We start from the raw sequence: 11,752 nt of genomic DNA, 5'->3' as shown, positions 1-11,752 counted from the left end.
CCTCCCCACCTTCGCCTACGCCCCGCCCCGGCGGGAAGGCGCCATGGACGTGGTGGAGCTGCTGCGCTACATGGACCAGCAATTCGGCGCCCGGGGGGAGACGGTGGGCCTCCTCTCCTCCTCCTTCACCCTCAACCTGAGCATGGTGCGCTACGCCGAGGACTCCCTCTCCCTTCCCCGGGTGTCCGACGTGGACCGGAGCTACCTCATCGACCTGGCGGCGGTGGACCAGCGGGACGGCTTCTCCCCCCAGCTCTATGACTGCGACATCCTGGCGGTGGCCGACCCCATCCAGCTCCACCTGGGAGAGGAAAACCAGCAGGTGGTCTGGGCCCCCGCCTACTGCCTCCTCAACGGCCTGGCCATCGCCCCCGCCTATGAGGAGATCGGCTCCTTCTCCCTGGAAGCCGACGGCATCACCGTCCACTTTTATCAGAAAACCAGGGAACCCACCCATGAGGAAATGCAGGCCCTGGCCGACCTCATCCATCAGACCCACCCGGACATGGCCATACCCACGTGGAGATAAGAGATAAAAGATAAGAGATAGAGAAAGCGCACGCTGTGGGAACGGACTTCCAACAGCGTGCGCTTCCTTTTTTATTTTTTATCTTTTATCTGCGGCGTTCCAGCTCCCGCCGGACCACCTTGGCAATGAGCTCCTGGCCCTCCGGCGAGCTGAGGGTATCCAGCACGGCGGAACGGAGCAGATCCTGAAACTGACGGCCCGACAAAACCGCGTCCAGCACGGTTCCCTCCCCGGTCTTAACCGCCTTGCCCGGCTTTGCCGCCGGCGGCTTGGGCGCGGAGACCGGTGTGGGGTCCTCTACCCCGGCAAAGTCCATCCAGTCGTCCTGCCGGGTCCGGTCGCTGCTCTCTCCCCGCAGGTAGAAGATGGACACCCCAAAGTAAGCGGCCATTTTTTCCTGCTGCTCCTTGGTGGGGGTCTGCCGGCCGGTCTCAAACTTCTCCACCGCGTTTTTGGGGAATCCCAGCGCGGCGGACAGCGCCGGACGGCTCAGTCCCGTCTCGGTCCGCAGGGCTTCGATGCGCTGTGCCATGGTTACCATCTGTTACGCTTCCTCTCTTGTGTTCCGCCGTGGATGGAGCATATCACTCCTCCAGGCGCTCCAGATCCTTGAGATAATCGGTCTCGGTGCAGAACCTCTTCTCCGCCTTGGCGGCATAGCGCTTGACCGAAACGGCGGTCTTTTCCGGGGCCACCATGGTGCCCGCGCCGGCCACGCAGCCGCCCGGACAGGCCATGCCCTCCAGCAGATAGCCGTTGTACTTGCCGGCCTTGGCCATCATCATCATCTTGCGGCACTCCTCCAGGCCCTGGGCGCTGGCCACCTTGACCTCCATGTCCGGGTGGGTCTGCTTGATGCAGTTGACCACGGCCTGGGCCACGCCGCCGCTGAAGGCGAAGTTGCGGCCGTCGGTGCTGGACTCGGAGAGGAATTCCTCCTCCTCGATGTTCTCGATGTCGATGTTCTTGGCATTAAAGAGGCCCATCATCTCTTCAAAGGTGAGCACGAAGTCCACATCGCTCCGGATGCTCTTGCGCATGGCCTCCAGCTTCTTGGCGGCGCAGGGCCCGATGAAGGCGATCTTGGCGTTGGGGTGCTTCATCTTGATGAGACGGCCGGTGAGCACCATGGGCGTCAGGGCCATGGAGATGCAGTGGGCGTACTCGGGGAACTGCTGCTTGGCCATCACCGACCAGGCGGGGCAGCAGGAGGTGCCCATAAAGGGCAGCTTCTCGGGCACTTCCTCCACGAAGTCCCGGGCCTCCTCGGCGGCGCACAGGTCGGCGCCCACGGCCACCTCCAGAACGTCGGTAAAGCCCAGGGCCTTCATGGCGGCGCGCAGCTTCTCGGGGGTGACCTTGGGACCAAACTGATCCACGAAGGCGGGGGCCACGGCGGCATAGACGTGCTCGCCGTGCTTCATGGCCTGGATGAGCTGGAAGATCTGGCTCTTGTCGGCAATGGCGCCGAAGGGGCAGTTCACCAGGCACATGCCGCAGGACACACACTTGTTATAGTCGATGGAGGCCCGGCCATACTCGTCGGAGCCGATGGCGTTGACGCCGCAGGCCGCCATACAGGGGCGCTCCTGCTTGATGATGGCGTTGTAGGGGCAGGCGGACACACAGCGACCGCACTTGATGCACTTGTCCTGGTCGATGACGGAACGGCCGTTGACAATGTGGATGGCGTCCTTGGGGCACACCACGGTACAGGGATGGCCCAGGCAGCCCTGGCAGGCCTCGGTCGATACCACGCGCTTCTCCGGGCAGGCGTGGCAGGCAAACTTGATGATGTTGATGAGGGGGGGCTCATAGTAGGTCTCCGGCTTGGTACACTCCTCGATGCCCTTGGAGATGGGGGCCGACTCGGCGGCGGTGCGCACCGGCAGACCCATGGCCAGACGCAGACGCTCGCCCACGATGGCCCGCTCCAGGAAAATACTGTCCCGGTACTGGGCCTGCTCGCCGGGCAGGATCTTGAAGGGCAGCTCCTCGATCTCCTTGGCGTAGTCCCCGTCGCCGTAGGCCATACGGGCGATCTCGGTGAAGATGTTGCGCCGAATCTCGGTAATCGACGTGTAAACTCCTCTCATGTTCCAAATCCACCTTTCACACAGTGTTGGCTGCTGTTTTCTGAATCAGCAATAGTATAACGTGAATTTTACCGCTTCGCAAGAAAGACTGATGAGTTTGGTAAAATTTTTTCCAACACTGTCCAATCTGATACAAAAAGAGAGGAGCGGTCCCAAAACCGCTCCTCTGAGGCGGTCAAAGCAGTGGAACGCGGTGCAGGAAACGTCAAACTGCCTGCATGGAAGCGGGCGACCACAAAGGTCGCCCCTACGCGGTGGGAGGATGTCCTATTACCCCGCGAGGGCGGCGGGGCCCACAGGAAAGACGGGGCGGACAGTGTCCGCCCCCTACGCAGCGCAGAAGGAGCCGTGAAAGCGCCTGGGGGAAGTGCAGAAGGGGGGTATCCCCCCTTCTGTTGCCTTTGCTTCCCTCCTCGCGGCATAGCCGCTCGGCCTCCGCTAAAAATGTGCCACCGGCACATTTTTTAACGCTGCGGGGCCTGGCGCCGCCCGCGTAGGGCCGTTCCTATATGGAAAATCGAAAAACGATTCTCAGGATACTTGCGTTTTGATTGGAGACAACAGACTTTTTTGACAAGCTAAGAGGAGCGGTCCCAAAACCGCTCCTCTTTTTCCCGTTTATCGCTTCCTGTGCTCAGCCGCTGATGGAGGAACGCACCAGGCATTCCGCGCTGGCGGCTCCGCCGGCCAGGGTGGCCGTAATGGTGGTCTGACCCTTGCCCACAGCGGTCACAATCACGCTCTGGCTGCCGTCCTCGCCGGTTACCGCTTCAATCGTGGCCACGCTCTCGTCGCTGCTGGTCCACTCCACATAGCCCTTGCTGCCGGCGGGCTGGAATTCCACGTGGATGGTCACCGGCTCCGGATATTTATCGCTGATGGTGAACTCCTCCTGGTCCAGGGTGAGCCCGGTGGCCGTCTGGTCGGCGGGAATGGCGGGCGTGGGCGAGGCGGTGGGGGTCGCCGAGGCCGTGGGCGCCGCCGAGGGCGTCGTGGAGGGCACCGGCTCCCCGTTGCTGATGAGGGGCATCAGGATAGACACCACGATGCACGCCGCCGCCACGATGAGGGCCAGAGAAACTACGGTGATGAGCATCTCCTTGGGGGTAGCCTTGGAGTAGCCGCCCCCCCGGGTGTTTGTGCGCGTGCCGCTTTTGCCGCGCTTTTCCTGCTCTTCGGGGGGGACCCCCTCGCAGAAGGGGCAGCGTTTATAGGTAGCGGCGTAATCCTCGCCGCAAATGTCGCAATGAATGGTTTTATTTTGGGCGTTGCCCGGTTTCTTGGCCATAGCAAGCTCCCTCCAGTCGATTTCTTGTCCTTTTTATTGTACACGGCCTGCCCGCTCCCGTCAACGGCTGAATGACGGAATTTGTCAGCGCACCCGCTTCCCGTTGAGAAAGACCGCCGTGACGCCGCTCTGCCAGTCCAGCGGCGGACCGGACAGCACCACCACGTCGCCGTCCTTCCCCGGAGTCAGGGTGCCCACCCGCTTGCCGATGCCCGCGATCTCGGCGGCGTTTCGGGTGATGGCCGCCAGCGCCTCCTCCGGGTCCATGCCGGCCCGCACCGCCATGGCCGCGCAAAGAGGCAAATGCTGGATGGGCGTCTCGGGATGGTCGGTGCAGATGGCCACCTTGACCCCCGCCCTGGCCAGCAGCACCGGGTTTTCCATGGTCATGTTCACCAGCTCCGGCTTGCTCCGGTCCCCCAGACAGGGACCGGTGATGACCCCTACCCCCGCCTCGGCCAGCAGCTCCGCCACACGGTAGCCCTCGGTACCGTGGACAATCACATAGTTCAGCCCAAACTCCCGGCCGATGCGCACCGCCGTGGCGATGTCGTCCGCCCGGTGGGCGTGGAAATGGGCCGGCAACGCGCCCGCCGTTACCGCTGTTAAGGCCTCCAGCTTTACATCCAGCTCCGGAGGATCGGTCTCCGGGTCGGCGTCGGCCTTCTCCTGCTTGTCCCGGTATTCCACCGCCTTGGCCAGCTGCTCCCGGATGAGGGCCGCCGTGGCCATGCGGGTCACCGGCGTCTCCTTCCGCTCGTTATACACCGTCTTGGGGTTCTCGCCCAGGGCAAACTTCATGGCCGCCGGCGCTTTTACAATGGCCTCGTCCACCCAGCGGCCGTCGGTTTTCAGGGCGGCGAACTGCCCGGCGATGGGGTTGGCGCTCCCCGGACCGGTGAGCACCGTGGTCACGCCCCCCTCCCGCGCCTCCTGAAAGCAGCGGTCCAGCACATTCACCCCGTCGATGGCCCGCAGCTGAGGCGTACAGGGGTCGGTGGACTCGTTGCCGTCGTCGGCCTCAAAGCCCAGCCCGTCGCCGAACAGGCCCAGATGACAGTGGGCGTCCACAAAACCGGGGACGATGTGCCCCCCCTGCGCGTCCAGAACTGCTTCCCCTTCCCGGGCCGTCAGCTCCTCCATTGCCCCTACCTGGGCGATCTTCTTCCCCTCCAGGCGCACAAAGCCCCTGGAAATGACCGGTCCGTCCATGGGATGGACCACTCCGTTGACAATCAGCATGGAATCCGCTCTCTTTCGACAAAAGTTCTGGTTGACATTCTCTGGAAAATCATGTAATCTATTCTTGCAGCTCAACCAGTCGTATCTTGGTACGCTGACACGGGGCCCTTCCCTCTGGCCCCACATCCCATTTCTCTCTATCTTTCTTTGGGCGGCTCCGTTTCCGGAGCCGCTCCTTTTTTTCTTGTTATGCGTCCAGGGTGTACTGCTCCACCAGCTCCACCCGGATGGTCCGGCGCTGGCCGTCCCGCACCAGCTCCAGCTCCAGCACGTCGCCGGCGGACAGGGCGCTTTTGATGTCGTTGATGTCCTCCACCGACGACACCGCCTGGCCGTTCACCCCCACGATGATGTCACCCGACCGCAGGCCCTTGTCCCAGGCGTCGGAGGCCTCCTCCACCGACGACACATAGACTCCTCCGGTGACTCCCGCCTCCAGGCACTCCCGGACGCTGAGGCTGCGGCCCAGAATGCCCAGAGTGGGCCGGCCGGAGATGTGCCCTTCGGCCAGCAGCGCGTCGGCCACCGTCTTGACCGTACCGGAGGGAATGGCAAAGCCCAGACCCTCGATGGTGTCCGAGTCGGAGATCATTTTCAGGGTAGTCACCCCGATGACCTGGCCGTAGGCGTTGAGCAGCGCCCCGCCGGAGTTGCCCGAGTTGAGGGCGGCGGTGGTCTGGATGAGCTCCATCTCATAGCCCTCCACCGTGACCCCCCGATCCCGGAAGGAGATGATGCCGTCGCTGAGGGTGCCGGCAAACTGGGCGCCCAGCGGATTGCCCAGCGCCAGGGCCAGATCCCCCACCTGTACCAGCGACGAGTCGCCGAATTCCGCCGGCGTCAGCCCCTGGGCCTCGATCTTCAACACCGCCAGGTCGGTCTGGCCGTCCCGCCCCACCAGCTTGGCCTCATAGCTGGTCTCCGAGCCGTCCAGCAGCACCACCTCCACCCAGCGGGCCCCTTCGATCACATGGCTGTTGGTGAGAATATAGCCGTCGGCGGTGCAGACGATGCCGCTCCCCTCCGAGACCGCATTTTCGCTGCCGGCCTGGATGCTCACCACCGAAGGCAGGCATTTTTCATAAATCTCCTGATAGGTCAGCGCTTCCCCCTCCGGCAGCGGGGAGAGCGTCAGAGAGACCCCCTCCACCAGCGGCGCGCGCTCCACCAGAGTGGGCTGCTCCTGGGCCTCTTCCTCTCCCATCCAGATCACGCCGTTCTCCTCCCGGTTTGCGGCGGCGTACCGCTGGAGCAGCACCAGGGCTCCCAGGCCAAGGCCCGTTCCGCTCCCCACCACCAGGGCCGCAATCAGCACCGCCGCCAGCACCTTCTTCCAGCGTCTGCGCCGCCGCTCCTTCTTCCATGCCCGCCGGACCTCCCGCTGCTCCTGCGCCGACGGAAACCGGGGCGGCGTCAGACAGATGGGCGGACAGTCGCTGGGCGGCAGGGTTCCGCTCTGGTCCTGCCGCCCCTTTTGCCCGTCGGGCCGGTCATAATAATAGCTGTGCATCCCTTTCCTCCCCCCTTGCCCCCATACCGGCCCCTCAGGCCAGCGTCAGGGTAAAGGTAAATTCCGTGACCCCTTCGCTGCTGGTCACGGTGATGTTTTCCTTGTGATTGCCCAGAATGGTTTTCACGATATAAAGCCCCAGACCCACGCCGTCCCGGTCGGCGCTGCGGGAGTGGTCCGCCTTGTGGAACCGGTCAAAGAGAAGGGACAGCTCCTCCGGCGGGATGGTCTTGCCCTGGTTGCGCACCGACACATAGGCCTTGCCCCCCTTTGTGGTGATCCCGATCCCCATGGTGGTCCCCTCGTCGGAAAACTTGATGGCGTTGTCCAGCAGATTGTAGCACACCTGGGTGATGGCGTCCGGGTCTCCCCACACCATCACCGGACCGTCGGGCAGGTGGGCGTCCACGTCCAGATGCCGGGCGTTGATCTTGGTCTCCAGACTCACCAGCACCCGGAGCATCACCTCGGCGGTGTCGAAGGGCTCCTGGGCCGTCACGTTCTCGCTGGACTGAAGGCGGGACAGATCCAGCATCCGCCGCACCAGGCGGGACAGCCGCCGGGTCTCCGAGGAGATGGTTTTCAGATAATCCCGCTCCCGTTCCGGCGGGATGGTGCCGTCCAGAATGCCGTCGGCAAAGCCGGCGATGGTGGTCATGGGAGTTTTCAGCTCGTGGGAGACGTTGGCGATGAACTCGCTGCGCTTGGCCTCCGACTGGGCGATGGAATCGGCCATGGCGTTGAAGGCCTCGGCCAGCTCGCCCACCTCGTCCTTGCGGTGCTCGTAGCCGGTGACCCGGACGTCAAACTCCCCGTGACCAAACCGGCGGGCCGTGTCGGCAATCTCCTTAAGGGGCTTGGTCTGGTGGCGGGAGGTCACCGAGCTGGTGAGAAAGGCCACGCACAAAACCGCCGCCGCCGTCATGAAGAAAATGGCCGACAGATCCTGCCACAGCGCGGTCACGCTGGACATGCTGGCCGACACAAAGACCATCCCGCAGGCAATCTCCCGCCCCATCAGGTTGGAGACGGTGACCATCTGACCGGCGGTATAGCGCTTTTCGGGAAAGAGGCCGCCCAGACTGGTGATGTCGTTATACCCCCCGTTCTGGGAGACCTCCCTGGCCACCGACGTGGGTACGGACGGCGGCGCACCGTCCCGCAGGGCCCCCTTGGAGCTGAGCAGCACCTGCCCCTCCTCGTCGCAGATCATGACATAGGCGTCGGAAATGTTGGAGATGGCCGCAAGATAGGCCTGATAGCTGCTGTCCAGCAGACTGACGTTTGCATTCTGCATGGCGCTGGTAAAGTCGGCAATGGTATCCGCCGTCCGCTCCATGGCGTCCTGCTTCTCTCGGATCGTATACTGATAGGTCAGCGTCACAAAGGCGCCGGCCAGCAGCGCGAAAGAGAGCAGGATCACACCGGCCATAATGGAAAATTCCCGTCCGTAGAGACTTTTCATGCCTGCCCTCCTGTTCCGCTCACCCGTTGGCGGCGTTGACCTCAAACTTATAGCCCACGCCCCACACCGTCTTGAGACACCACTGCTCGCTCACGCCCTCCAGCTTCTCCCGCAAACGCTTGATGTGGACGTCCACCGTCCGGGAGTCGCCGAAATAGTCAAAGCCCCATACCTCGTCCAGCAGCTGGTTGCGGGTAAAGACCCGGTTGGGCGACGAGGCCAGATGAAAGAGCAGCTCCAGCTCCTTGGGGGGCGTATCCACCCGCTTGCCGTCCACCAGCAGCTCATAGGAGTCCAGATTGATGACCAGCTTGTCAAAGCTCAGCTTCTTTTCCCCGGTCTCCTCCTCCCCGAAGCGGCGGAGCACCGCGTGGATGCGGGCCAGCACCTCCTTCATCTCAAAGGGCTTGACGATGTAGTCGTCGGCGCCCATCTCCAGGCCGTTGACCTTGTCGTCGGTCTCCCCCTTGGCGGTGAGCATGATGACCGGCGTGCGGTCGTTCTCCCGGATCTTTTTGAGCACCGACCAGCCGTCCATCACCGGCAGCATGATATCCAGCAGCACCAGGTCCGGCTGGAAGGAGCGGAACAGCTCCACACCCTTTCCCCCGTCCGGCGCCACCGCCGTCTCAAAGCCCTCCTTCTCCAAATAGAGATGGAGCAGCTCGGCAATGTTGGTCTCGTCCTCCACGATCAGTACCTTTCGTGCCATGGGTCATCCTCCTTCGCCCTTGGGCGTGTCGTCTCTTTTCGTGAGTGTAAACCTTTTTTCCCAAAATTGGGTGAATTTTTTGTAAATCATCCCTCCACAAAGGAGTGGTCCACCTGCACCACGGCAAAATAGCGCTCCCCCAGGGTCCGGACCCGCCGCTGGATCTCCTCCACCAGCGCCTCGTCGCTCAGGGAAAAGCGGTGGGGGGCCACCACGTCAAAAATGAGATTGGTGTGGTCTGGGCCGTCGGTCATGCGGAAGTCGTGGATGGTCAGGGTCTCGTCGATCTCCTTGACCAGGTCGGCCACCCGGGTGCGCATCTCGGTGACCCGGCTGTCGTCGGTGGCGATGGGGTCCATATGGATGGAGGTAAGGATGTGGTATTTGTCCTTCAACTCCCGCTCGATGTGGTCGATGGCGTCGTGGGCCTCCATAATGTCGGCGTTCATGGGCACCTCGGCGTGGAGGGACATCATGGACCGGCCGGGGCCGTAGTCGTGGATCACCAGGTCGTGGATGCCCACCACCTCCTGATGGGAGAGGACGGTCTTTTCAATGTCCCGCACCAGCTCCGGGTCGGCGCTCTTGCCCAGCAGGGGATCAATGGTGTCCTTGGCGGCGCCCAGACCGGCCCGCAGAATGAACACCGACACCAGCAGGCCCGCCCAGCCGTCGATGGGCAGGTGGGTCAGCGCCCCCACGATGCCGCCCAGCAGCACCGCCGAAGTGGCGGCCACATCGGACAGGGAGTCGGCGGCGGTGGCCGCCATGGCCGCCGAGTCGATGCGCCGGGAGAGGCCCCGGTTAAAAAGGCTCATCCACAGCTTGACGGCGATGGAGGCCGCCAGCACGCCGGCGGACACCCAGGAAAAGCGCACCTCCTCCGGATGGAGGATCTGGTCCACCGAGCTTTTGGCCAGCTCAAAGCCCACCAGCAGGATGATCCCCGCCACCAGCAATCCCGCCAGATACTCCACCCGTCCGTGGCCGAAGGGGTGGTCGTCGTCGGCCTTCTGGCCGGCCATATGGAACCCCACCAGCGTCACCACCGAGGAGCCGGCGTCGGTCAGGTTGTTGAAGGCGTCGGCCGTGATGGAGATGGACCCGCTGAGGGTACCGGCCAGGAATTTTCCGCCGGACAAGAGGAGGTTGAGCACGATCCCCACCACGCCGGACAGCAGCCCGTAGCGGGTGCGCACCTCCGGGTCCTTGGTCTGTTGATAGTCCCGCACAAAAAGCCTAAGCAGCAGCTGTGTCATCTTACATCCCTCTTTTGATTTTTTCAGGTAATTCTATTTATTATCCCACGAACGGCCCGGAGCGTCAAGCTTCCCCACCGGTCCAAACGCCCCCCTTTGTCTCCCTTTTTCCAGACAAAGCCAATAAAAAAACTGCATACGCCACCATTTCTTGCGGATACTAACCTCTGTCTACCAAAAACCGCGGGAGGAATCGTGATATGAAAGCCACTGGCATTGTACGCCGCATCGACGATCTCGGCCGCATCGTCATTCCCAAGGAGATCCGCCGCACCATGCGTATCCGCGAGGGTGACCCCTCCCGGGACACATGGAGGCACGCCCCTTGACAAACGGGCCGCTTTCCAGTAAGGTATCTCACGAACCCTGTTTGAGAAAAGGAGATGCCTGCTGTGAGCGAAAAGGAGACCTTTGATCTGGTCCTGGCCCTGGGCGAGACCATGCTCTCTTCCGGCGGCGAGATCTTCCGCACCAACGCCATCATGGACTGCGCCGCCCGGCGCTTCGGGCTCAACGAGTGCCACGTCTTTACCATTGCCAACGGCATTTTTCTCTCGGCGGTGGTGGACGGGGTCCATCACTCCTGTCAGGTGCGGCACATCCCCCTCTCCCCCATCCAGCTGGACCGGGTGGAGGCCATGAACGACCTGTCCCGCCGCATCGAAGCCGGTGAGTCCGATCCCCTGGAGACCCAAGCGGAGCTGGCGCGCATCCGGTCCCTCTCCGGTCCCGGACCGCTGGCCCAGATCGTGGCCTCCGGGGTGGGCAGCGCTTCCTTCTGCTTCCTCTTCGGCGGGATGTGGCGGGACTGCGGGGTGGCCCTGTGCGCCGGATTCCTCCTCTATCTTTTTCTCCTCTTTTGCTGCCAGCCCTTCCGGGTGGGCAAGGTTATGTCCAACATTCTCTCCAGCGCCTTGGTGACCCTCTTTTGCTGCTGCGCCTTCCAGCTGGGGGCGGCGCCCCACCTGAACCGCATGATCATCGGGGCCATCTTTCCCCTGGCGCCCGGAGTGCCGCTGGCCATTTCGGTGCGCAATTTTATGGAGAACGACTACCTGGCCGGACTGGTCCGCCTCACCGACGCGGTCCTCACCGCCGGGTGCATCGCCGTGGGTGTGGGGTGCGTCATCACCGCCTGGAACGCGCTGACGGGAGGGGTGGTGGCGCTGTGAATCCCCTTACCCTGCTCTTGGAGCTGGCGGCCGCCGCCATCGGCACGGTGGCCTTTTCCGTCCTCTTCCGGGTCAATGTCCGGCACTTTCCCTACTGCGCCCTGGTGGGGGCGGTGGGCTGGCTGGTCTACCGCCTGGCCCAGCAGAGGCTGGGCTCCGACGTGCTGGCCACCTTTTTGGCCACCCTCACCCTCTCGGCCTGCGCCCGCTGGTTCTCCACCCTCCGCCGCACCCCCACCCTGGTCTTTTTGGTCAGCGGCATCTTTACCTTGGTCCCCGGCGCCGCCATCTACAACACCGCCTACTATGTCTTTCTGGACCTGGGCGTCCAAGCCTCCGCCGCCGGCGGCGAGACCTTAAAACTGGCCGGCGCCATCGCGTTGGGCATTCTGGCGGCCTATTCCCTGCCCGGCCGTCTCTTCGGCTGGCATACCAGCGTCCGGCGGGACGACAACTGAATCTTCCCCTTCAGGACGGCC

10 protein-coding genes and 2 pseudogenes are annotated in these 11,752 nt (G+C 63.3%); 4 read left to right on the top strand and 8 right to left on the bottom strand.

Annotated elements, in window-relative coordinates:
* Positions 1 to 529 (top strand): annotated as a pseudogene (locus H7U37_RS07110) (hypothetical protein); the annotation flags it as partial.
* An 85-nt stretch (positions 530 to 614) separates the two neighbouring features.
* On the opposite strand, the gene H7U37_RS07105 reads toward H7U37_RS07110, so the two are convergent.
* The 8 genes from H7U37_RS07105 to H7U37_RS07070 all read right to left on the bottom strand — a co-directional run bounded on the left by H7U37_RS07105 (position 615) and on the right by H7U37_RS07070 (position 10,101).
* A complete protein-coding gene (locus tag H7U37_RS07105) occupies positions 615 to 1,070 on the bottom strand; it encodes a helix-turn-helix domain-containing protein (protein ID WP_204874740.1) in 456 nt (151 codons plus the stop codon).
* A 43-nt stretch (positions 1,071 to 1,113) separates the two neighbouring features.
* Entirely contained in the window at positions 1,114 to 2,625 is a 1,512-nt protein-coding gene (locus tag H7U37_RS07100) for a 4Fe-4S dicluster domain-containing protein (RefSeq protein WP_204874739.1), read from the bottom strand.
* Positions 2,626 to 3,259: 634 nt separating this feature from the next.
* Complete coding sequence (locus H7U37_RS07095; protein ID WP_204874737.1) at positions 3,260 to 3,913, bottom strand: Ig-like domain-containing protein; 654 nt, start codon at positions 3,911 to 3,913, stop codon at positions 3,260 to 3,262.
* 84 nt (positions 3,914 to 3,997) lie between these two features.
* The gene (locus H7U37_RS07090; RefSeq protein ID WP_207751957.1) at positions 3,998 to 5,155 is read right to left on the bottom strand and encodes an amidohydrolase; all 1,158 of its coding nucleotides are present in this window, start codon (positions 5,153 to 5,155) and stop codon (positions 3,998 to 4,000) included.
* Positions 5,156 to 5,342: 187 nt separating this feature from the next.
* The gene (locus tag H7U37_RS07085) at positions 5,343 to 6,665 is read right to left on the bottom strand and encodes a S1C family serine protease (RefSeq protein WP_272873469.1); all 1,323 of its coding nucleotides are present in this window, start codon (positions 6,663 to 6,665) and stop codon (positions 5,343 to 5,345) included.
* Positions 6,666 to 6,699: 34 nt separating this feature from the next.
* Positions 6,700 to 8,130, bottom strand: coding sequence for a sensor histidine kinase (locus H7U37_RS07080; RefSeq protein WP_204874732.1), 1,431 nt, complete (start codon positions 8,128 to 8,130; stop codon positions 6,700 to 6,702).
* A gap of 19 nt (positions 8,131 to 8,149) precedes the next feature.
* Positions 8,150 to 8,842, bottom strand: coding sequence for a response regulator transcription factor (locus H7U37_RS07075; protein WP_204874730.1), 693 nt, complete (start codon positions 8,840 to 8,842; stop codon positions 8,150 to 8,152).
* Between the two features lie 86 nt (positions 8,843 to 8,928).
* On the bottom strand, positions 8,929 to 10,101 hold the full coding sequence (locus tag H7U37_RS07070) for a cation diffusion facilitator family transporter (protein WP_204874729.1): 1,173 nt from the start codon (positions 10,099 to 10,101) through the stop codon (positions 8,929 to 8,931).
* Positions 10,102 to 10,301: 200 nt separating this feature from the next.
* Between H7U37_RS07070 and H7U37_RS07065 the strand changes: the two are divergent.
* The 3 genes and pseudogenes from H7U37_RS07065 to H7U37_RS07055 all read left to right on the top strand — a co-directional run.
* Positions 10,302 to 10,400 (top strand): annotated as a pseudogene (locus tag H7U37_RS07065) (AbrB/MazE/SpoVT family DNA-binding domain-containing protein); the annotation flags it as partial.
* A gap of 93 nt (positions 10,401 to 10,493) precedes the next feature.
* Entirely contained in the window at positions 10,494 to 11,273 is a 780-nt protein-coding gene (locus tag H7U37_RS07060) for a threonine/serine exporter family protein (protein ID WP_338049800.1), read from the top strand.
* Complete coding sequence (locus H7U37_RS07055; protein WP_204874726.1) at positions 11,270 to 11,731, top strand: threonine/serine exporter family protein; 462 nt, start codon at positions 11,270 to 11,272, stop codon at positions 11,729 to 11,731. Before H7U37_RS07060 ends, H7U37_RS07055 begins: the two co-directional genes overlap by 4 nt.
* Positions 11,732 to 11,752: the final 21 nt, after the last annotated feature.

It is taken from the genome of Pseudoflavonifractor phocaeensis (genome assembly GCF_016901735.1).
Classification (GTDB): Bacteria; Bacillota; Clostridia; order Oscillospirales; family Oscillospiraceae; genus Pseudoflavonifractor_A.
This window is presented reverse-complemented; position numbering and strand designations above follow the sequence as displayed.